This window comes from Aeromicrobium sp. CTD01-1L150, assembly GCF_041951745.1.
Taxonomy (GTDB): Bacteria; Actinomycetota; Actinomycetes; order Propionibacteriales; family Nocardioidaceae; genus Aeromicrobium.
Genome location: NZ_CP169555.1, coordinates 3,461,061 through 3,481,967, shown reverse-complemented (window position 1 = coordinate 3,481,967; position 20,907 = coordinate 3,461,061). Strand labels below are relative to the sequence as shown.

Annotated in this window: 24 protein-coding genes and 1 tRNA gene; 19 read left to right on the top strand and 6 right to left on the bottom strand. The window is 67.0% G+C overall.

Annotation, left to right across the window (positions count from 1 at the left end; translation table 11 throughout):
- Positions 1-21 precede the first annotated feature (21 nt).
- The 8 genes from ACEVFP_RS17245 (at position 22) to ACEVFP_RS17210 (ending at position 8,189) form a co-directional block, all read left to right on the top strand.
- A complete protein-coding gene (locus ACEVFP_RS17245) occupies positions 22-1,257 on the top strand; it encodes a CaiB/BaiF CoA transferase family protein (RefSeq protein WP_375000680.1) in 1,236 nt (411 codons plus the stop codon).
- Positions 1,254-2,396, top strand: a complete 1,143-nt coding sequence (locus tag ACEVFP_RS17240; RefSeq protein ID WP_375000679.1) for an acyl-CoA dehydrogenase family protein — start codon at positions 1,254-1,256, stop codon at positions 2,394-2,396. The genes ACEVFP_RS17245 and ACEVFP_RS17240 overlap by 4 nt, the downstream gene beginning before the upstream one ends.
- Complete coding sequence (locus ACEVFP_RS17235) at positions 2,393-3,448, top strand: acyl-CoA dehydrogenase family protein (protein ID WP_375000678.1); 1,056 nt, start codon at positions 2,393-2,395, stop codon at positions 3,446-3,448. The genes ACEVFP_RS17240 and ACEVFP_RS17235 overlap by 4 nt, the downstream gene beginning before the upstream one ends.
- A gap of 71 nt (positions 3,449-3,519) precedes the next feature.
- Positions 3,520-3,858 (top strand): cupin domain-containing protein, encoded by a 339-nt coding sequence (locus ACEVFP_RS17230; RefSeq protein ID WP_375000677.1) that lies wholly within the window; start codon positions 3,520-3,522, stop codon positions 3,856-3,858.
- Entirely contained in the window at positions 3,855-4,601 is a 747-nt protein-coding gene (locus ACEVFP_RS17225; protein ID WP_375000676.1) for an SDR family NAD(P)-dependent oxidoreductase, read from the top strand. Before ACEVFP_RS17230 ends, ACEVFP_RS17225 begins: the two co-directional genes overlap by 4 nt.
- Positions 4,602-4,603: 2 nt before the next feature.
- A complete protein-coding gene (locus ACEVFP_RS17220) occupies positions 4,604-5,392 on the top strand; it encodes a short-chain dehydrogenase/reductase (RefSeq protein ID WP_375000675.1) in 789 nt (262 codons plus the stop codon).
- A complete protein-coding gene (locus ACEVFP_RS17215) occupies positions 5,389-7,386 on the top strand; it encodes an FAD-dependent oxidoreductase (protein WP_375000674.1) in 1,998 nt (665 codons plus the stop codon). Before ACEVFP_RS17220 ends, ACEVFP_RS17215 begins: the two co-directional genes overlap by 4 nt.
- A complete protein-coding gene (locus tag ACEVFP_RS17210) occupies positions 7,383-8,189 on the top strand; it encodes an NAD(P)-binding domain-containing protein (protein ID WP_375000673.1) in 807 nt (268 codons plus the stop codon). Before ACEVFP_RS17215 ends, ACEVFP_RS17210 begins: the two co-directional genes overlap by 4 nt.
- 113 nt (positions 8,190-8,302) lie before the next feature.
- Here ACEVFP_RS17210 and ACEVFP_RS17205 read toward each other — a convergent pair whose 3' ends face one another.
- Complete coding sequence (locus ACEVFP_RS17205; protein ID WP_375000672.1) at positions 8,303-9,079, bottom strand: IclR family transcriptional regulator; 777 nt, start codon at positions 9,077-9,079, stop codon at positions 8,303-8,305.
- A 174-nt stretch (positions 9,080-9,253) separates the two neighbouring features.
- Between ACEVFP_RS17205 and ACEVFP_RS17200 the strand changes: the two genes are divergently transcribed.
- From ACEVFP_RS17200 to ACEVFP_RS17170, 7 genes are all read left to right on the top strand, one after another.
- Positions 9,254-10,456: an ABC transporter substrate-binding protein gene (locus ACEVFP_RS17200; RefSeq protein WP_375000671.1), complete on the top strand. Its 1,203-nt coding sequence runs from the start codon at positions 9,254-9,256 to the stop codon at positions 10,454-10,456.
- A 52-nt stretch (positions 10,457-10,508) separates the two neighbouring features.
- Positions 10,509-11,396: a branched-chain amino acid ABC transporter permease gene (locus tag ACEVFP_RS17195; protein ID WP_375000670.1), complete on the top strand. Its 888-nt coding sequence runs from the start codon at positions 10,509-10,511 to the stop codon at positions 11,394-11,396.
- Complete coding sequence (locus tag ACEVFP_RS17190) at positions 11,383-12,372, top strand: branched-chain amino acid ABC transporter permease (RefSeq protein WP_375000669.1); 990 nt, start codon at positions 11,383-11,385, stop codon at positions 12,370-12,372. Before ACEVFP_RS17195 ends, ACEVFP_RS17190 begins: the two co-directional genes overlap by 14 nt.
- Positions 12,369-13,097: an ABC transporter ATP-binding protein gene (locus ACEVFP_RS17185; RefSeq protein ID WP_375000668.1), complete on the top strand. Its 729-nt coding sequence runs from the start codon at positions 12,369-12,371 to the stop codon at positions 13,095-13,097. Before ACEVFP_RS17190 ends, ACEVFP_RS17185 begins: the two co-directional genes overlap by 4 nt.
- Positions 13,090-13,821, top strand: coding sequence for an ABC transporter ATP-binding protein (locus ACEVFP_RS17180; protein WP_375000667.1), 732 nt, complete (start codon positions 13,090-13,092; stop codon positions 13,819-13,821). Before ACEVFP_RS17185 ends, ACEVFP_RS17180 begins: the two co-directional genes overlap by 8 nt.
- Positions 13,822-14,220 carry a nuclear transport factor 2 family protein gene (locus ACEVFP_RS17175; RefSeq protein WP_375000666.1) on the top strand — a complete coding sequence of 133 codons (399 nt, stop codon included), beginning with the start codon at positions 13,822-13,824 and terminating at the stop codon, positions 14,218-14,220. It abuts the gene before it with no gap.
- 347 nt (positions 14,221-14,567) lie between these two features.
- Complete coding sequence (locus ACEVFP_RS17170) at positions 14,568-14,729, top strand: hypothetical protein (protein WP_375000665.1); 162 nt, start codon at positions 14,568-14,570, stop codon at positions 14,727-14,729.
- 222 nt (positions 14,730-14,951) lie between these two features.
- Here ACEVFP_RS17170 and ACEVFP_RS17165 read toward each other — a convergent pair whose 3' ends face one another.
- A complete protein-coding gene (locus ACEVFP_RS17165) occupies positions 14,952-15,152 on the bottom strand; it encodes a response regulator transcription factor (protein ID WP_375000664.1) in 201 nt (66 codons plus the stop codon).
- Positions 15,153-15,245: 93 nt separating this feature from the next.
- Between ACEVFP_RS17165 and ACEVFP_RS17160 the strand changes: the two genes are divergently transcribed.
- Complete coding sequence (locus tag ACEVFP_RS17160; protein WP_375000663.1) at positions 15,246-15,671, top strand: hypothetical protein; 426 nt, start codon at positions 15,246-15,248, stop codon at positions 15,669-15,671.
- A gap of 9 nt (positions 15,672-15,680) precedes the next feature.
- Here the strand turns inward: ACEVFP_RS17160 and ACEVFP_RS17155 are convergent.
- Positions 15,681-15,753, bottom strand: a tRNA-Lys gene (locus tag ACEVFP_RS17155).
- A 198-nt stretch (positions 15,754-15,951) separates the two neighbouring features.
- On the opposite strand from ACEVFP_RS17155, the gene ACEVFP_RS17150 reads away from it, so the two are divergent.
- The 3 genes from ACEVFP_RS17150 to ACEVFP_RS17140 all read left to right on the top strand — a co-directional run bounded on the left by ACEVFP_RS17150 (position 15,952) and on the right by ACEVFP_RS17140 (position 17,861).
- Complete coding sequence (locus ACEVFP_RS17150) at positions 15,952-16,101, top strand: hypothetical protein (RefSeq protein WP_375000662.1); 150 nt, start codon at positions 15,952-15,954, stop codon at positions 16,099-16,101.
- Between the two features lie 117 nt (positions 16,102-16,218).
- Entirely contained in the window at positions 16,219-16,836 is a 618-nt protein-coding gene (locus ACEVFP_RS17145; protein WP_375000661.1) for a DUF47 domain-containing protein, read from the top strand.
- A gap of 2 nt (positions 16,837-16,838) precedes the next feature.
- Positions 16,839-17,861: an anion permease gene (locus ACEVFP_RS17140; protein WP_375000660.1), complete on the top strand. Its 1,023-nt coding sequence runs from the start codon at positions 16,839-16,841 to the stop codon at positions 17,859-17,861.
- 179 nt (positions 17,862-18,040) lie between these two features.
- On the opposite strand, the gene pstB is transcribed toward ACEVFP_RS17140, so the two are convergent.
- The 3 genes from pstB to pstC are packed head-to-tail and all read right to left on the bottom strand — an operon-like array spanning position 18,041 to position 20,875.
- A complete protein-coding gene (gene pstB / locus ACEVFP_RS17135; RefSeq protein ID WP_375000659.1) occupies positions 18,041-18,820 on the bottom strand; it encodes a phosphate ABC transporter ATP-binding protein PstB in 780 nt (259 codons plus the stop codon).
- A 4-nt stretch (positions 18,821-18,824) separates the two neighbouring features.
- On the bottom strand, positions 18,825-19,901 hold the full coding sequence (pstA, locus tag ACEVFP_RS17130; protein ID WP_375000658.1) for a phosphate ABC transporter permease PstA: 1,077 nt from the start codon (positions 19,899-19,901) through the stop codon (positions 18,825-18,827).
- A complete protein-coding gene (gene pstC / locus ACEVFP_RS17125; protein WP_375000657.1) occupies positions 19,901-20,875 on the bottom strand; it encodes a phosphate ABC transporter permease subunit PstC in 975 nt (324 codons plus the stop codon). The genes pstA and pstC overlap by 1 nt, the downstream gene beginning before the upstream one ends.
- Positions 20,876-20,907: the final 32 nt, after the last annotated feature.

The window sequence follows — 20,907 nt, the reverse complement described above, 5'->3', positions numbered from 1 at the left end:
GGCGGAACAGGAGAACAGCGGATGGCACAGCAGGGCGCGCTGCGAGGAATCACGGTTCTCGACCTCACGACGGTCATTATGGGCCCGTATGCCACCGCCATGTTGGGTGACATGGGTGCGGAGGTGATCAAGGTCGAGGCGCACGACGGGGATCTCTCCCGGAAGCTCGGCCCGCGGCGTCATGAGAACATGACTGCGCTCTCGATGAACCTGCAGCGCAACAAGCACAGCATCGCTCTCGACCTCAAGTCCGGGGGCTCGCGCGACGTGCTCGAGAGGTTGGTCCGTAGCTGCGACGTCGTTGTGACCAACCTGCGACCGCGGTCGCGTGAGCCGCTCGGCCTCACGTACGAGAACCTCCGCGAGCTGCGGCCCGACGTGATCCTCTGCTCGGCCCAGGCCTATGCCGAGAGCAGCGCTCGTCGGGACTACCCGGCGTATGACGACATGGTGCAGGCCGCCTCGGGGGCTGCTTCCCTGGCCCAGCACATCGACGGTGAGGCGCGATACGCGCCCTCGGTCATCGCCGACAAGGTGAGTGGACTCCACATGGTCATCGGGATCATGGCCGCGCTCGTGCACCGGTCCACGACCGGAGAAGGTCAGCACGTGGAGATCCCCATGGTCGACACGATGATCAACTTCAACCTCGTCGAGCACTTCGGGGGGCACACCTTCGAACCGGCTGAGGGGCCGTTCGGCTGGTCACGCATCCTGGTGCCGGAACGAGCCCCCTACCGCACGGCTGACGGGTTCGTGTGCCTGCTGCCGTACTCGGACGCGAACTGGCGGGACTTCTTCGAGATCGCAGGGCTGAACGATCTCGCCACCGATCCACGGTTCGACAGTCTCGGCGTTCGGCACCAGAACATGGGAGACCTCCTAGCGCTGGTTCACGAAGCCACTCCTCGACACACGACGCAGGAATGGCTGGCGATGTGCCACGCGCGCAATATTCCGGCATCGGCGCTGTTGGACCTTCGCGACATCGCCGAGGATCCGTACGCGCGCGAGCAGTCGCTCGTCACTCTCGAGGAACATCCGACGGAAGGCATGTACTACGCGACGCTCAGTCCTTTCCGGTTGAACGTCACGCCGGTGACCCTGCGCAAGCACGCTCCCGGGATCGGCGGGGACACCGTCGACATCCTGGCCTGGTTGGGCTACTCCGAGGCCGAGATCGACAAGATGGTCGACGACCAGGTCGTCGCCACGGGACGAACCACCGAGACCCTGGCTTCCGGGACACCCCTATGAGGACGGCGCTGTCGCTGGACGCCGGTCGATCCGGCAGCGACCTCCGAGAGCTGCGGCAGACGGTGAGGTCGTTCCTCAATGCCGAGCTCGACCGGGGTGCGTTCGTGCCCACCGTGGATTCCTGGCTGACCGGGTGGTCGGTCGAGTTCAGCAAGTCGCTGGCGTCACGGGGGTGGCTGGGCATGACGATTCCCAAGGAGTATGGCGGTCACGGCATGTCGTTCCTGGAGCGATTCGTCGTAACCGAGGAGCTGTTGTCCTTCGGCGCGCCGGTGGCGGCCCACTGGGTGGCCGACCGGCAGGCCGCGCCGACCATCCTGAGGTTCGGGACCTTTGAGCAGAAGCAGCGACTGCTTCCAGCCATCGCCCGAGCGGAAGCCTTCTTCGCCATCGGCATGTCCGAGCCGGACTCCGGCTCCGACCTCGCGAGTGTGCGCACCCGGGCTCGCCGCGTCGACGGCGGCTGGTCGGTGACGGGCACCAAGGTCTGGACGTCCGGGGCTCATGCCGCCGACCTCGTGGTCGTCCTTGTGAGGACCAGCGGGCAGCACGGCGACCGGCACTCAGGGCTGTCGCAGCTCATCGTCGATCTGCGCTCACCCGGCGTCGACATCCGCCCCATCACGTCGATGACCGGCGAGCATCACTTCAACGAGGTGGTCCTCGACAGCGTTTTGGTGCCCGACGGCGACGTGCTCGGGCAGGAGGGCGACGGATGGGCTCAGGTGACGTCCGAGCTCGGATTCGAGCGCAGTGGGCCGGAGAGGTTCCTCTCCGTGGCGCCTTTGGTCTCGGAAGTGCTGCAAGCGATCAAGCAGGACCTCGTGGAGTCCACTCCCGAGATCGGCCGGATGCTGGCGCGTTTCCACGCGCTGCACCAGATGTCCTTCGCTGTGGCATTGGCACTAGAGGGGCACCAGGAGGCCGATACCGCGGCTGCGGCTGTCAAGATGCTTGGCACCATGACCGAGGGAGACTTCGTCGAGTCCGTGGATCTGCTGACGGCGCCGGTGCGTGACGGCAGGCCGCTGGGGGCACTCGTCGACGCCGCCGTCGCTCAACGTCCGGGGTTCACCCTGAGGGGTGGGACGAACGAAGTCTTGAGAGGCGTCGTTGCTCGGGGACTGGGGTTGCGATGAACGTCGAGACAGGGTCGCTGGCCCCTTCGCTCGCGGTCGATCCCGATGTGCGTGAGCTGATCCGAGACGTGCTCGCCGAGCACGAGTGCGTGGGGCGCCTCGTCGACCCCTCAGGATCCATCGCGACGGAGCGGGGCCTGTACCACCAGCTGCACGATCTGGGCCTGGCGAGGATGGCCGCGCCTCTGGATCGCGGCGGGAGCTCCGCGGGCTGGGTCAACACGGCCGAGCTGGTGACGGCGCTCGGCCGGCGCGGATGCTGGATGCCGATCGGCGAGAGTGATCTCGTCGCCGACTGGTTGGCTGACCGAGCCGGTTTGCCGGCCGCCGACGGACTGCAGACCTGCCTGGACCTCGAGGCGTCCACGGGCACTGGTGTGCCAGTCCATCCGCTGGCGGGACTCGTGCTCCTCATGTCCTCCGCAGGAGCCGAGGGCGCCGTTGCGCAGGTTGCTCGCGCTGGGCTCGACACCGTGCTCGCGTCGAGCAGCAGGATGGAACACCTCCGCTGGCATCCGGTAGGTCACGACGTGCTCCGTCTGGCCAAGCTGCGTATGGCTCTGATCAGAGGTTTACAGGTGGTCGGTGCCATGCAGGCGGCCCTCGCGACCACGATCACGCACGTGAAGGAGCGAGAGCAGTTCGGCCGTCCGGTCGCGGCGTTCCAGGCCATCCAGCACCTCGTCGCGGAGATGGCCGCGGAGACCTCACTCGCCGCGGTGGCCGTCGACGCCGCCGTCCTGGAGATGGCTACGAACGGTGACGACGTCGACCGTCTGACATCGGCGGTGGCCGTCGCACGCTCGACGGTCGGACACGCGGCAGGCAAGGTGGCGCGCGGTGCCCACCAGGCTGTCGGCGCGATCGGAACGACGGATGAGCACTCCCTCCATCGGTTCACCACGGCCATGCTGGCCTGGAGATCCGATGGCGGCGACACGCGGTCCTGGGACCGCGTCGTCCTTGATCAGGCACTGGCCGGTCGACCGCTGAGCGATCTGGAGCTCGGTGCTGAGTTTCGACAAACCAAAACAACAGGAGGATCGTCATGAGTGAGTCACGCACACGCGCTATCCCGGAGGGGATGGTCGCCCGCGCCATAGCCGTCGAAGACGGAACGGAGATGCCTGGTCGACGCGAGTTCGCGCAATACTTCGACCTCGGCGTCGAGGAGGCCAGTCACGGACTGGTCAGTTCTCAGGTCACCCGGCTGCGCAACGGCATGGCCGAGGAGACCGGCTGGCACTACCACGACTGCGACTTCCAGTGGCTCTACGTCGTGAAGGGATGGCTCGAGCTGCAGTTCGAGAACGGCGAGACCAAGCGCGTCCACGAGGACGGCATCTGCTTCATCCCGGGCGGCTACCGGCACAACGAGACGGCGACCTCCGATGACCTCGAGTTCGTCGAGATCTTCATGCCGCCCAACCCCGACACCGTTCCGGTCGACTCCCCGTTGTGAGTGTCGACCAGGAGCAGCCGGTCGCACTCGTCACCGGCGGCAGTCGTGGCATCGGGCTCGCTATCGCGACCGCACTCGGTCGTGCCGGGTACGCCATCGTCATCGGTGACGTGCTCGCCGATGAAGGGGCGAGTGCCGTCCAGGACCTGACCGATACCGGCCTGACGGCGAGCTTCGTCGACCTGGACGTGAGATCCTGTGAGTCCGTCGGATCCGCCATCGCTGGCCTGAGCGCCGAGCACGGTCGCCTTGACCTCGCGGTCAACAATGCCGGCGTGCGGGGCGTCGGGGAGGTCGCGGAGTTCAGTGAGGAGGACTGGGTCCGGGTCGTTGACGTCAACCTCACCGGCGTCTTCCGCTGCATGAGTCAGCAGATCCCGATGCTGATCGAGACCGGTGGCTCGATCGTCAACATGGCCTCGATGTGGGGACTGGCCGGCTGGCCCGGTCGATCGGCGTACGTGGCATCGAAGCACGGCGTCGTCGGACTCACCCGCTCGGCCGCACGTGAGTATGGATCCCGAGGGGTCCGCGTCAATGCCGTGGCTCCGGGGCCGATCGAGACGGAGGCGGCATTGGGTACCGTCGGCGGTCCATCGCAGGAGCTATCCGCCATCACCAGTCGCATCGCGCTCGAACGGCTCGGTCAGCCTGACGACATCGCAGGCGCCGTGCTGTGGCTGGCGTCAGCGGCCTACGTCACGGGCGAGGTTGTGTCGGTCGACGGCGGCTGGGGTGCTTGAGGATGGACCTTCAGTACACGGCCGACGACACCGTTCTTGTCACGGGGGCATCGCGGGGGATCGGGGCCGCTCTGGTCAGAGGCCTCGTCGCCGAGGGGGTCGAGGACATCCATGTCGTGGGTAGGGATCGTGAGTCGTTGAGGGCACTCGGCGCAGAGATCCACACGACCTCGGACGTCCACCTCCACGAGCACGTCCTCGACCTTTCCGACGCCGCACAGCGTCGCGAGTTGTCCGGCCTGGTGGAACAGGTCGACGTGCTGGTCAACAACGCCGGCGCTATCCCCGCCGGCGCCCTGGAGGGGGCTGACCTGCCTCGCTGGCAGGCGTCGTGGGACCTCAAGGTGTGGGGCTACGTCGAACTGGCCAAGTTCGCGCTGTCCCAGATGTCCCGCCGTGGACACGGGGTGATCGTCAACATGATCGGCGCATCCGGCGAACGGCACGATGCGAGCTATCTGGCCGGTTCGATGGGGAACGCGGCGCTTATGGCGTTCACCCGGACGGTCGGCGCCCAGTCCCTCGACGAGGGCATCAGGGTGGTCGGCGTCAACCCTGGGCCGGTCGAGACCGAACGCCTCGCCCGCATCCTTCGTGAGCGCGCGGCGGATCGATGGGGCGACCCCGACCGATGGCGCGAGCTGACCGCCCACTACCCGGCCGGTCGGATCGCGACTGTCGAGGAGGTGGCGGACCTGGCGATCTTCCTGGCTTCCCGCCGAGCGTCCTACATCAGCGGCACGATCGTCACGCTCGACGGGGGGATGTCGTGGACGGGGTCGATTCTATGACGGTCCGGGCGACGCTGGATCCGCTCTTCGAGCCGCTGAGGATCCGTGACCACGTGATCCCCAATCGCCTGGTTAACACCCCGCATCAGACCAACCTCGCCGAGGGTGGCCTCGTCGGAGACCGTCAGATCGCGTACTACGAGGCGAAGGCGGCCGGCGGGGTGGGGATGATCGTCACCGGTGGGTGGGCGGCCTGGCGACGTACCTGGACGAGCCCGGCGGCCAACCTGGCGACGCATCCGGACGCCGCCACCGGCCAGCGGGCGCTGGCAGAAGCCGTCCACCGTCACGGAACTCTGCTGGTCGGGCAGCTCCACGACAGCGGACGCCAGGGCTCCTCGGCGTTGAGCAGGCAGCCCCTGCTGGCACCCAGCGCCATCGCCGATCCCGTTGTCCGCGAGGTGCCGAAGGAGATGGAAAAGTCCGAGATCCGAGACATGGTGCGCAGCCACGCCGAGGCCGCTTCACGTCTGTGCGAGGCCGGGTGGGACGGAGTCGAGGTCTTTGCAGCGCAGGGCTACGCCCTCGCGCAGTTCCTCTCGCCGCAGACCAATCGGCGGACCGATCGGTACGGCGGGGCGACAGTCGCGGAGAGGATGACGATTGTGCTGGAGATGGTGGACGCCGTCCGGCGGTCGATCGGATCCGGACCTCTCCTGGGGGTGAGGATCAACGGCCATGACATGGTAGCCGGAGGGCTCGAGGTCGACGACGCGCGGCAGGTGGCCGTGATGCTGACGGAGACCGGAGCGGTCGACTACCTCAGCGTCTCAGGGGGGAGCAACGAGAATCACCCTGGATGGATCCCGGAGATGGGGCGAGAGGTCGGTACGTTCCTCCCGTGGGCGGGCCGGATTCGCGCAGTGACCTCCTTACCCGTCCTCGTCACCTCTCGCATCGCCTCGCGGGAGGTGGCCGAGCAGGCTCTGACCGAGGGCCGGGCGGACCTGGTGGGCATGACGAGGGCACTGGTGGCGGACCCGGAGCTTCCTCGCAAGCTCCGATCACGAGACGACGGCGCGGTCCGTCCGTGCATCGCCTGCAACCAAGGTTGTCTCGGCAACATCTTCGCCGGAGCAGCGTTGACCTGCACCATCAACCCCGGGGCGGGCCGGGAGCTCGATCGACCGCGTCCTCCTGAGGTTTCGCGACGCGTGGTGATCCTCGGAGGCGGGCCGGCCGGTCTGCAGGCCGCGGTGCGGCTCGCCGAGCGTGGACACACGGTCACGGTGCACGAACGAGCTCAGGAGGTCGGGGGACAGCTCGCCCTGGCGAGCCGAGTCCGGTCGAGGGCGGAGATCGGCCGGATCGTGCCCTGGTTACGTGATCGGGCGGAGCTGCTCGGTGTCCGAGTCGAGCTCGAGAGCGACATGAGCGCCGCACGTCTGGCAGACGATCCGGCCGACGTGATCGTCCTGGCCACGGGATCGAGGCCGTCCACCGACGGTTTCACGAGTGCGATTCCCGGCGTCCGGCGCCTACCCGGCGTCGGTCTGCCCCACGTGGGGACGGTGCACGATGCGCTGGCCGCGGGCCTGGAGCTGCCACGGCGGGCGGTGGTCCTCGATGACGATCCCCATGGTCACGCGACCTCGATGGCTGAGCATCTGGGATCCCAAGGCGTCCACGTGGTGCTGGTGACGCGATCTCTGACGGCAGGATGGTGGGCGGGACCGGCCAACGCGCACCCGTTGCACGAGCGCCTGGCGCGAGCCGACGTCACAATCATGACGGCTACCTGGGCGACCAGGATCGGGGAGGAGCACGTCGACGTCCGCTCCGTCTACGGTGATTTCTGCTCGAGGATCCATGACGTGGACCGGGTTTACCTCGCCACGGGGAACGTCGCCGAGAACGCGATTCACGACGAACTGGTGGCATCAGGGGAGGGGCGTCCAGTCATCCGTCTGGGGGACTGTCGTGCCCCACGGCGACTGGACAACGCCATCTGGGACGGCTGGAACGTGTCGCTGGAGGAAGGTGGGCATCGATGACGGGAACGGTATGCGTCGCGGGACTTGGCGGCATCGGAGGAGCCATGGCGCGGCGTCTCGACGAGTGCGGCCATGCGGTCGTGGGCGTCGACCCTGCGCCGACGCGACGCGATGAGTGGCAACGAGAGACGGGGCGACCCGCCGTGGCCGACGTTTCCGCCGTTGAATGGTCGACGGTGCGCCAGTTGGTGGTCGTCGTTGGCACGCAGGAGCAGGCGGTCGGCCTGCTAAATACGGTGGCGGAGCTGGCAGCCGACGAGCTCGGTGTGGTGATCGTGTCCACCGTGCGAACGAGCTTCTGGACTCCGGTGCGGGAACGAGCCCCTCGACCCTGGCGCCTCTTGGAGGCCCCGGTGACGGGCGGGGAGGCGCGAGCCCGGTCGGGCGAGATCACCCTGTTCATGCACGGGCCCGCCGCCGAAGGCGACCGGGCGGTGCTCGACGACCTCTCGGGCCGGCTGATCGAATTCGACCGGTACGGCCAGCCGTCGCTGGCCAAGCTGCTGAACAACACGCTGGCGGCGACGAACGCGATGAACGTCGCCCGTGCGCTCGCACTCGCCGCCGAACGTGGGATAACGCCGGAGGTCCTCCTCTCGGCGCTGAACGAAGGTTCAGGACGCAGCATGATCTCCCAGCACCTGGGGGAGTTCTCCACGCATCAGTACGAGCTCCTCGAGAAGGACGTCGGTCTGCTCCACGCCGACGCCCCGGGCGCCGAGCTCGGTGAGTCGGTGACCGACCTTGCCCGTGTCGTGGAGGAAGCTCTCGGTGACCGCAGCGGGGCCGGCGGGTCCTTCTGAGCCGGTGACCGCTTCTCGGCGCGCTACGCTGCCTCGGGCGCCATGGGCGCGGAGTCTCGCCAGGGGACCGCCGCCGGCGTATCGGGTTGGCCAGGCTCTCGACCGTGACGAACCTAGACTTGGTTCCCGTCCCACCTGGCCTTGTGCCGGCGAAGGACGTCGACCAGGTCGTCGCGTCGAGCGGTGATGGTCTCGCTCGAGCCGACGACGCTGACGGTGGCCACGAGGCGCCCGTCCTCGTGCACCGCTGCCGAGACACCGTCGGCGATGTCGGAAATCTGCGGTCCTGCACACAGCCCGGTCTCCCTGATGTCACCGAGCGCGCGGAGGAAGCGTTCCACGAGCTCTTCGTCCTCGGGCGGTCTGCTGGAGAGGTAGGCCCAGAGATCCCGCTGGGGCATCCCGGACAACAGGACCCAGCCGCTGGAGGTCCGGATGAGGGATCGGCGCACGAGGTTCTTCGAAAGGTACTCGTAGCGGGCCTCACTCGTGCAGCTGTCGATGTAGAAGACGTCACTCCCCACCGCGATCGCCAACAGGGTCGTCAACCCCGTCTCGGCGCTGATGTTCTCGAGCTCGGTGGGGGTGACCCGGGTGACCATCCGCCGACCTACGATCAGATTGAGCAGGTAGGGCGCCGTGCCCAGGAAGTATCGTCGCTCGCGCTCCTCGAGGTAGCCCGTCGCGATCAGCCCGTTGACCAGACCTTGGATGGAGCTGACGGGAGCATCCAGGGTCCGAGCCAGGTCGGTGAGGGTCAGCCCCTCTGAGCTGCGGGCGACGCTCTCGAGGATGGCCGCGACGCGGTCGACCATGCGATGTCGCTTGCGGACGGCTGCTGCCGCAGGCGTTGTCGAGCCTTCGGGTGCGTCGGCGTTGGTGGAGGTCATGGAGCAAGCGTACCTGAGAGTACTCCGCAAATACGTATCTGCATCTTCTATTGCGTAATTCTTTAGAGTTCGGCATAGTGACCCAAGACACAGTGACACTCGGTTCGCATCGTGGGGTGGGTCGGACGAGGCGAGGCGCTGCCTCCCGGACAAAGGAACAAGATGACGCGAAACATGAGCTCCTCCAAACTGGCGCTGGCGGCCGTGGGGGTGGCATCGCTGATCCTCGCTGCTTGCGGCGGCGCGGCCGGCGGCGGTGATGACGACACCATCACCTTCGGGATCTCCGCTCCCATGTCCGGGGACGCGGCGGGGTGGGGCACCGCCTCGAAGTGGCTTGCTGAGAAGGCGGCCCAAGAGATCAACGACGCCGGCGGGATCGAGATCGATGGCGAGAACCTACAGGTGGAGATCGTTATCCAGGACAACAAGTACACCGCGGCGGACGGTGCACGCGCGGCGCAGACGCTGTTGTCACGCGACAACGTCGACATGATCTCCTTTAGCGTCGGCACCGCGCCGGTTCAGGCCCTCCAGTCGCTCACCGAGCGCGAAGAGATGCTGATGATGACCTCGGCCTGGGGGCGAGAGATCAAGGGTCCTGACTTCCCCTACACCTTCACCACCATCAACACCCCCTTCGAGGTGCTCAGGCCTCTGGGGGAGAAGGTGGTCGAGGAAGAGGGAGAGATCGAGTCGATCGCACTCGTCGGAATCAACGACGCCACGGGCATCCAGTCCGAGAAGGTGGCGAAGGAGGTCTGGACAGATCTCGGTGTCGACGTCGTGTCCTCGGACCTCTATGAGCACGGCACCACAGAGTTCTCGCCCATCGCGACGAAGCTGCTCTCGACGAGTCCCGAGGCGATCGACCTGACAACGCTCACCCCCGCAGCCACACCCCTGCTTCTCAACGCCCTCAACGACCAGGGCTGGGACGGCATCACGCTCATCAGTGCCGGTACAGGAGGAGCGGCCCTGCTCTCCAACGCGGGCGAGGCCGCCGAGGGCGTGTACCTGGGCCTGTCGGCGAACTTCGGCGCGGAGACGGCCACGGAGAAGCAGCGAGAGCTGCAGGAGGGGCTCCGCGAAGCGGTGGGCGAGGACCTCAACGGTGTCACAATCGGCGCGTACGACTCGGTCGTCGCCTTGGCCGCCGCGATCGAAGCGGCCGGAACCGTCGACAACGAGAGTGTCCGCGACGCGCTGACGACCACGCAGTTCGAGAGCTCCTGGGGTCCAGCGGGCTTCGGTGGCGAGGACGTCTACGGATCCAAGCAGCAGCTGTTGACGCCCATGATCGTGTCGCAGGTCCGCGATGGCGAGTACGTCGAGATCGACCGGATCATCCCGGACGAACTCGCAGAGCTTCAGTGACGACCACCCGGGCCGTGACGCCGCGACGACGAGAGGGGACGGTGAGCAGGTCATGAGTCAAGCCATACAGGTCATCGTGAATGGGCTGCAGATCGGCTCGGTGTACATCCTCTTCGCCCTCGGACTCACGCTGATCTTCGGAGTCATGAAGGTGGTGAACTTCGCGCACGGAGCGCTGTTCGGCGTGGCGGCCTACACGGCCTTCGTCATCATGACGCACGGCCACGCGCGCTTCCCCGGAGTCCCGGTGTGGTTCCTATACCTGCTCTCGTTCGTGATCGCCACACTCCTGCTGGGAGTGATTGGCGTGGCGCTTTACTACGCGTTCTTCAAGCGCTTCGCCGGGGACCTGATCTCTACTCTGATCGTCACGATCGGGTTTGCCCTGGTCCTCGAGGTCGTCGTTCGGCAGACCTTCGGCAGCGAACCGCTCTCGGTGCCTCAGGTCTTCGGGGGTCGCATCAGCATCGCGGGCGCATCCGTGACGGTGGAGCGGGTCGTCATCTTCGTGGTCGCGATCGCCATCACGGCGCTGGTGGCGCTCTTCGTTCGGTTCACACCCACCGGGATCGCGCTGCGCGCGGTCACTTCCGATCGGGAGGCGGCTCAACTGCAGGGTGTGAGCGTCACGCGGATCGCCCTCCTCGGGGTCGTCATCGCGATGACCCTGGCGGCGATCGCGGGTGTTCTGATCGCTCCCGCCACGGTGGTCACACCGACCTTGGGGTACGAGTTCCTGATGAAGGGATTCGTGATCATCATCCTCGGGGGTCTTGGAAGCCTCGTCGGTGCGGTCTACGCGGGATTCTTCGTGGGTCTCGTCGAGAGCGTGGGAACCCTCCTGTTCGATCTGACCTCCGCCACGATCCTGACCTTCTGCATCGTCGTGCTCGTCCTGCTCTTCCGACCTCAAGGATTGATGGGCCATGAAGAAATCTGAATGGGTGGGGCCCGGCGTGCTCGCCGTCGGCGGGTTGATCGCCGGCCTGGTCCTGGCAGGAGGCTCAGGTGTGCTGGCGCTGGTACTGCCCTGGCTGTGCATCAATGCGCTGCTGGCGATGTCGTTGCGACAGATGATGCTGGTCGGAGAGGTCAGTCTCGCGATTGGAGCGTTCTATGGCATCGGCGCATACACGGCCGCCCAGCTGACACTGCTGGCCCAGACCCCGCTGATCGTCTCGGTGCTGGTCGGTTCACTGGTAGCCGCCCTGAGCGCCGCGATCATCGGTTCGGTCACGCTCAAGGTCAGTGGTGCCACCTTCATCCTGGTGAGCTTCGCCTTCACTGAGGCTCTGAGGTTGGTCTACACCAGGACGGACTGGCTCGGGGGCAACTCGGGCCTGATCGGCATCTTCGCCGACCAGGGCACCACCGTGACGTTCATGGTGTGCGCGACCGTGGGTGTCGGACTGCTTCTCTTCGCGCTCGAACGGTCGCGGCTCGGGCGACAGTTCGAGGTCGTAGAGGACAAGCCGCTCCTCGCGTCGGTGTCGGGCATCTCGCCGTGGTCGACGAAGATGATCGCGATGACGATCTCAGGTGCCGTCGCGGGCCTCTCCGGTGGACTGTTCGCCCACTACAGCTCAGTCATTGCTCCCACCGACTTCTCGTACATGATCTCGATCACCACGTTGGCGTTCGTGATGATCGGGGGTCGCCGGTACCTGCTCGGTGTCGTGATCGGCGCATTCGTACTGACGTTCATCACCGAGGAGATGCGAGCCTTCGGCACCTACGAGCCACTCGTCTACGGGTCGGCCCTGATCGTCGCGATGGTGCTTATGCCACAGGGCATCGCCGGCGTGGCCGTAGCGGCCTTCCGACGGCTGACGGGGATGGCACGAGGCTCTTTCGAACCACCGGACGACACCGACGGCGACGTGCCCGCGACGGAACTGGCAGGTGCCCCACGATGACTGCGACCTCCGAGACTGCTCGGACTCTGCTCACCTTGTCCTCCGTGAGCCGCGTCTTCGGCGGGCTGACCGCGGTGGACGACGTGTCCATGGACCTGCGTGACCATGAGATCCTCGGGCTCATCGGCCCGAACGGGGCGGGTAAGAGCACCCTCTTCAACGTGGTCAGCGGCGTGCACCGCGCGACGCGTGGTTCGGTCACGTTCGACGGGACCGACATCACGAAGATGAAGCCGCACACTATCAGTCGGCGCGGTCTGACCCGCACGCTGCAGGACGCCGGCGTGTTCAGCTCGATGTCCGTCCGAGCGAACGTCGAGGGAGTGCGCGGAGCGTCGCGACGCGGTCGAGCAACGACCGACACTGACCAGCTGCTCGCGACCTGTGGGCTGAGCGGTGTCAGTGAGGCCATGGCCGGAGAGCTGCCCCACGGGTACGAGCGCAGGCTCAGCATCGCGCTGGCCTTGGCCACAGCCCCACGACTGCTCTGCCTGGACGAGCCGCTCTCCGGGCTCAACGAGGCTGAGACCGACGAGATCCTGACGCTCGTCCGCGATCTGCGCGATGAGCACCGGGTCTCGGTGCTGTTCATCGACCACAACATGAGGGCCGTGATGCGGTTGTGCGACCGAGTCGTGGTGCTTGATCGAGGCCAGCTCATCTGTGACGGCCCACCCGCAGAAGTCCAGAAGGACCCGAAGATGATTGAGGCGTATCTTGGCTGAGTCACGAAGTAGCGCGGCGTCGATCAGGACCACCGGGCTCACAGTTCGTTATGGGCGGGCGCTCGCGCTCGTCGACGTCGACGTCGACGCACCCCCTTCTGAGGTGACGGCGATCATCGGCAGCAACGGCGCGGGCAAGTCCACACTCCTCAAGACGATCGTGGGGATGGTGCCCGTCGAGGCGGGATCGGTGCTCATCGACGACGAGGATGTCACCACCGCCGGGACGACAGCGGTCATTGACCGGGGTGTCGCACTGGTGCCCGAGGGTCGCCGGCTGTTCGGCGACCTGACGGTCGAAGAGAACCTGCGCGTGGGAGGCTTCCGACTGCGCGGCACCGGGTCGGAACGAGTAACGATCGACTCGGTCCTCGAGTACTTCCCGGAGTTGCTGCCCAAGCTGAAGGTGCGTGCTCACCATCTCAGTGGTGGTCAGCAGCAGATGGTGGCGATCGCTCGCGCTCTTATGAGTCGGCCGAGGCTGCTCATGCTCGACGAGCCGTGCGCGGGTCTTGCGCCCGTAGTGGTGAAGCGGATCGCCGGTCTCTTCGAGGACATCGCCGCGACCGGGGTCACGGTGGTGCTCGTGGAGCAGAACGCCGTGGTGGCTCTCGACGTCTCGAGTCGCTGCCACGTGCTCGAGACTGGTCGGGTGGTGCTCGCGGGCGCATCGGCCGACCTGCGCAAGAGCGAGTTCGTGGCCAACGCGTACCTGGGTGTCTGAGTGAGCGGCGGTACCGTCACACGATCGACAGCCGAGGACTTCTGCGTCTCACTCTCGGCGGGTCGCAGTGACCGGGCCCTGAGACTGTTGGCGCCCGACGTGACCTGGTGGGTCGGCGGGTCCGTTCCGGGTCTCTCCGGATCACGGCACGGAGCCGAAGTGCACGACATGCTGAGGAGGGTGCTCGACGGCACCACCGATGGTGCGCTCAGCATCGAACCTTGGGCCTGGACGGTTGACGGAGAGCGCGCGGCGCTCGAGGCGCGAGTGGTCGCGAACCTCCGCGATGCGCGGACCTACGACAACGAGTACCACTTTCTCTTCATTGTCCGCGACGGTCTGATCGGACACGTGCGGGCCTACCTCGACACCGAGGTGCTCCGCGCCGTTTTCAGGTGAGACGCCCGTCGAGGTCGTCGAGCCCGAGCGACTGCGCCTCGACCGTCCCCCCGCGCCCCGGTTTTATGCCGGTACTCGCTTCCGGGGCGAGATGAGGACAGGGGGATCCGCGGAGGCGCCCTCCCTCCACCTGTGCCGGTGCGCCCGCGTCGCCCGCTCAGCGGGCGTCGGATCGGCGGTTCCGACGACCCACCGGCCGAGCCGTGTCGTCATCCCTGTGCGGTACGCCCGGCTGCGGAGGTTGACGTCCCGAACGGACGTCCGCCCGGTGCTGGGCCGCGAGGCTGATCCGTGCCCCCAGCACCCTCCGAGGAGACCCCAAGCTGCGCACCACCTCCCACTCGAGCGTGCGGCGCACCGTCGCCGCTCTGGCTCTGACCGTCGGCACCGTGGCCGCCGGTGCCACGGGGGTGCACGCGTCCCCGTCCACGGGGTCGGACATCACCACCGGGCCCTGCCCCTACGCCGGCTGCGACACGTGGCCCGTGCCGGACTGGCTGCTGCAGTAGACCAGCGTCCCGGGTGGGATCGGACGCAGAGGCCGGAGCCTCGGGGATCAGGGGTCCTCGAGGCTCCGGCCTGTGCGGCCGCGTCACCTCCCGGCCTGCGCCCACATGCCGTCGATGCACCTGGTCGGAGTTGTCAGGACGTCTCCAGCTCACCGTGCCGCGCGAAGCCTGTCTGCCAGGCCAAGGCCACCACAGCGGCCCAGTCCCGCGAGCCGGTCTTCATCAGGATCCGGGCCACACATGGGTCTTCACCGTGGCCTCCGAGAGCACGAACCGTTCCATGATGTCGTGGTTGGACAGGCCGTGGGCGACCAGCCGCAGCACCTCCTGCTCCCGCGGTGTCAGGACCGATGTGATGGCCAGGGCGTCGCCACCGTCGTCCAGCACCTGCCCCCGCAGGACATCAATCACCGAGCCGGCCATGGTGGGGTCGATCCGGCGACGGAGTCTCCGTGGGACCGGTTCGCCGACGACGAGCGGTACCTGACCACCGCCGAGGACTTCATGAACCTGGGCATGAGCACGATGGAGAAGCTGCGCGCGGTGCCGTTCCTCCCGTGGTCGCGGGTCTTCCAGGCGGCCGAGAAGCTGGGTGCGGTCCCGCGTGGGCCGGTGGTCTTTGAGTGCGTCGGCGTGCCGGGCATCCTGGAGCAGATCATCAGCGAGGCGCCGCTGATGACCCGCTTCGTCGTGGTGGGTGTGTGCATGGAGCCCGACACCTTCCGGCCGGCGATGGCGATCAACAAGGAGGCAGAACTGCGCTTCGCCTTCTGCTACGACCCGGCCGAGTTCCACACTGTCTTGCAGATGGTGGCCAAGGGCAGGGTGGACCCGTCGCCCCTGGTCACCGACACCGTGGGCCTGGCCGGCGTGGCCGATGCCTTCGAGCAGCTCGCCGACCCCGAGCGGCACGCCAAGATCCTCATCGACCCGTCGCTGTGAATCCTTGGGTGGGCCCCGTGGGACTCGAACCCACAACCCGCGGATTAAAAGTCCGCTGCTCTGCCAGTTGAGCTAGAGGCCCCGGGGACGCGCGAGCCGAGGCGACGCCGTCCGTGGGCGAGTATCGCAGAGAGAAGTGGTGTGACATCGGGCAACCTCTGCTCGGGCATGCAGTGGTACGCCGCAGTTCTGCGCGACGGGCGGACAGGGCAGGCATCGGGGAGTAGGCTTTTTCACGACCTTCCGCCCCCTGCGGAAGTGCCCTCACCGGAGCATGGACATGACCGAACCTCTCGATGCGCGTCTGCGCGACGACGACGCGCTCGACGAGATCGAGCTGGTCAGTCGGATCATGATCGCCGCCTCCGAGGCACCTGGCCGCCTCACGCAGGGCGAGGTCGACCTGCTCCTCGGGATTCAGTCCACCTGAGGTCTGCGACGGTCGCGTCGCGTGACCTTGAGCACCAAGGTTGCGGGCGATTGACCACTTGACGAACACACGCCCTAGCATGGTCGAGGCCTACACCATCGCGACAGGAGAGCTGGCGTGCGTATTCGCATCAGACCGGTGGAGACGAGCTTCTACGATCTCTTCGCCGAAGCGGCGAACCACCTGGTGGAGGGCGCCACGCTCCTCGCCCAGGTGCTCGATCCCAACGCCGACCGCAAGTCCATCGGTGTGCAGATGCGGGAGGCCGAGCACGAGGCCGACGAGACCACGCACCGCATCGTCAAGCGAGTCAACAGCACGTTCGTGACGCCGTTCGACCGCGAGGACATCTACCGTCTCGCGAGCAGCCTCGACGACGTCATGGACTACATGGAGGAGACCGTCGACCTGATCGGTCTGTACGAGGTCGATGAGCTGCCCCAGCAGTGCGCCGACCAGATCGAGGTGCTGCAGCGCGCCTGTCAGCTGACGGCTGAGGCCATGCCACGCCTGCGCACCATGAAGGACCTCGAGGAGTACTGGATCGAGATCAACCGGCTGGAGAACGAGGGGGACCGCTACTACCGGCGCATCCTGGCCGATCTCTTCAGCGGTAACTACAAGTCGCTCCAGGTGCTCAAGCTCAAGGACATCGTCGAGTCGCTGGAGAGCGCGATGGATGCGCTGGAGTCCGTGGCCAACACGGTGGAGCAGATCGCCGTCAAGGAGTCCTGAGAGTGGATCTCGTCCTGGCGATGGTCATCGCCGTGGTCGTGATCGCCCTGGTGTTCGACTACACCAACGGTTTTCACGACGCTGCCAACGCGATCGCCACCTCTGTCTCGACGCGTGCGCTGACGCCGCGCGTCGCGCTGGCGATGGCCGCCATCTTGAACTTCGTCGGTGCCCTGCTGGGGGTCGGTGTCGCCCAGACCATCCAGGGCATCATCAACATCGAGGAGGCGGCGGGAGTCGACGGCGTCAACGCCGCGCATGCCCTCACGATCGTCATGGCGGCGCTCATCGGGGCCATCACGTGGAACATCATCACGTGGTACTTCGGTATCCCGTCCTCCTCCTCCCACGCACTCATCGGCGGCATCGTCGGCGCCGGCGTCGCCTCGGCCACGACGGTGGACTGGACCACGATGGTCGACAAGGTCGCCATCCCGATGGTGCTCTCGCCACTGCTCGGGTTCCTCGGCGCGTTCACCGTCATGACATCGATCCTGTGGATCTTCCGCCGAGCCAATCCGCACCGCGTCGCCCGCGGGTTCCGGTTCTCGCAGTCGGTCTCTGCAGCTGCGATGTCCCTCGGTCACGGTCTGCAGGACGCACAGAAGACGATGGGCGTCATCGTCCTCGCGCTCGTCGCCGGTGGATTCGAGGACGGCTCGCGGGTCCCGCTGTGGGTCATCATCGCCGCAGCCACGGCGATCGCCCTCGGCACCTACTCCGGTGGCTGGCGGATCATGCGCACGCTCGGGCGGCGGATCATCGAGCTCGACCCACCCAAGGGGTTCGCGGCGGAGTCCACCGCCGCCACGGTCCTCTACGTCATGGCGATCGGCCTGCACGCCCCGGTGTCCACGACGCACACCATCACCTCGGCCATCATGGGCGCAGGGGCCACCAAGCGCTTCAGCGCCGTCCGCTGGGGCGTCGCCAAGGGCATCGTCGTCGCGTGGGTCATCACCATTCCGGCCGCCGCATCGGTCGCCGCCGTCACGTACTTCATCGCCCGCATCTTCCTGCCCTAGGTTGGCCGAGCTGTTCGTCCCCGGTGGTCTCGCTCCGTCGCGGCGATGCCCCTTGTGCGACGGCTCCATCGCTGACCGGCGACGCGTCAGCCGATCCTGCGCTTGGCCACGTGCGCGTCGCCGGTGGGCTCACTCGACCTGGTCAGGCGTTCGGCCGCGGGCGGCCTCAGCCCGCCACATCAGCCAAAGCGACCCTGGATGTAGGCCTCGGTGGCGGGGTCGTCGGGGTTGGAGAAGATCTTCTCGGTGGCCCCGGACTCCACGAGCTTCCCGGGCTTGCCCACGCCGGCGAGGTTGAAGAACGCCGTCTCGTCGGAGACGCGCGCGGCCTGCTGCATGTTGTGGGTGACGATGACGATCGTGTAGTCCTCCTTGAGCTCGTGCACGAGATCCTCGATGACGCTGGTCGAGATCGGGTCCAGCGCCGAGCAGGGCTCGTCCATGAGCAGCACCTCCGGCTCCACGGAGATGGCCCGCGCGATGCACAGCCGCTGCTGCTGTCCGCCGGACAGGCTCGAGCCGGGACGCGCCAAGCGGTCCTTGACCTCGGTCCACAGGCCGGCGCTGCGCAGTGAACGTTCGACGACCGCGTCGGACTCGGACTTCTTCATCCGCTTGCTGTTGAGCTTCTGGCCGGCCAGGACGTTGTCGTAGATCGACATCGTCGGGAAGGGGTTGGGCCGCTGGAAGACCATGCCGATCATCCGGCGGACGTTCACCGGGTCCATGTCGTCGGCGTAGAGGTCCTCACCGTCGATGAGCACCTTGCCCTCGACGTAGGCTCCGGCGATGACCTCGTGCATGCGGTTCAGTGAGCGCAGGAAGGTCGACTTTCCGCAGCCCGACGGGCCGATGAAGGCGGTGACGGACCGCGCCTGGATGGGGATGTTGACGCCTTCCACGGCGAGGAAGTCGCCGTAGTAGATGTCCAGGTCAGAGACGTCGATGCTCTTGGCCATGGCCTTACCTTTCGCCCTTGGGAGAGTAGAAGTGTGAGACGAGTCGGGCGATGAGGTTCAGCACCATCACGATGATCAACAACATGAGGGCCGCGCCCCAGGCGCGATCGATGCTGAACTCGGGGGGAACGCCCGGGCTCCGGATGGAGGTGTAGGCGAAGACCGGCAGGGTCGCCACCCGACCTTCGAAGAGGTTGAAGTTCACCGAGTCGGTCATGCCGGCGATGATGAGCAGCGGCGCGGTCTCGCCGATGACGCGGGCGATGGCGAGGGTGATACCGGTGACGATGCCGGCGAGCGCCGTGGGCAGGACCACCTTCACGATCGTGCGCCACTTGGGGACGCCCAGTGCGTAGGCGGCTTCACGCAGCTCATGGGGGACGAGCTTGAGCATCTCCTCGCAGGAGCGGACCACGACCGGGATCATGAGCACCGACAGGGCCACCGAGCCGCCGATGCCCATCCGGACCCCCTCACCGAAGAAGAGCACGAACAGGGCGTAGGCGAACAGGCCCGCGACGATCGAGGGGATGCCGGTCATGACGTCGACGAGGAATCGGATCCAGCGCGCCATCTGCTTGCCCTCGCCGTACTCCACCAGCCAGATCGCGGTGAACAGGCCGATGGGGATGCTGATGACGGCGGCCGCTCCGGTGATGGTCAAGGTGCCCATCGTGGCGTGGTAGACGCCGCCGCCCTCACCGACGACGTTGCGCATCGAGTAGGTGAGGAACTCCGCGCTCAGCACCGGGACGCCGCGGCTCAGGACGGTCCAGATGATGCTGACCAGCGGCACCAGCGCCAGGGCGAAGGCGGAGTAGACCAGCAGTGTCACGAGGCGGTCGGTCGCCTTGCGACGTCCCTCGACGGCGGCCGACCAGATCGGCACGGCCCAGAGCACCAGCCAGCCGAGCAGGACTGCGCGTACGGCGCCCAGGTCGGCGAGCCAGGTGAGCAGCGTGACACTGAGCGCGACGCCGATGACGATGCGGGGCGCGCCCTTGGGCAGGGTCCGGCCCCGCAGCGACGTCGCGACGTCGCGTGCGGGTCGGGGAGTCTGGGGCTCCAGCGTGGTGGTCATCAGTTGGCTCCGGAGAATTCCTTGCGGCGGTCCACGATGGCGCGGGCCGCGAAGTTGACCAGGAAGGTGATCACGAACAGCACCAGGCCGGACGCGATGAGGGCGTTGACGGTCAGGCCGCTCGCCTCACCGAAGCTGAGCGCGATGTTGGCGGCGATGGTCGACGGGTTGGTCGAGCTGATCAGGTTCAGCGTCACGACACCGGTGGCCGACAGGACCATGGCCACGGCCATCGTCTCGCCGAGGGCTCGACCGAGCCCGAGCATGGCGGCCGAGATGATGCCCGAGCGGGCATAGGGGAAGATCGCCATCCTCGCCATCTCCCAACGCGTCGCGCCCAGGGCGAGTGCAGCCTCCTGGTGCAGTCGCGGCGTCTGCAGGAAGATCTCCCGGCAGATCGCGGTCATGATTGGAAGGATCATGATGGCCAGGACGATGCCGGCGGTGAGGATGGTGCGACCGGTGGCTGAGGCCGGTCCGGCGAAGAACGGCAGGAAGCCGAGGTAGGTCTCCAGGAAGCCGTAGAACGGCACGATGTGCCCGGCCAGGACGGCGATGCCCCACGCCCCGTAGACGACGCTCGGCACGGCGGCCAGCAGGTCGATGATGTAGCCGCAGATCGCGCCGAGGCGTCGGGGCGAGTAGTGGGAGATGAAGAGCGCGACGCCGATGGACACGGGGACCGCGACGATCAGTGCCAGGAGCGCGGCGAGCAGAGTGCCGTAGACCAGCGGTCCGACGAAGGACAGGAACGTCGTGCCGCTCTTGACCTCCTCCGGTGCGGCCATGACGCCCGGCAGGCCCTCGAGGGTGAGGAAGATACCGACGCCGGCCAGGGTCAGCAGGATCATCAGGCCTGCCCCGAAGGACAGTCCCGCGAACACGCGGTCGCCGCGACGTTGGACGGGCTTGGCCCTCCGCGGGGCGGTACCGGTTCCTCGCGGGGCGGGATTCGGGGTGGTCGTGCCGCTCACGTGCTGCCTCTCAGGTGGTCACGGACGGGAAG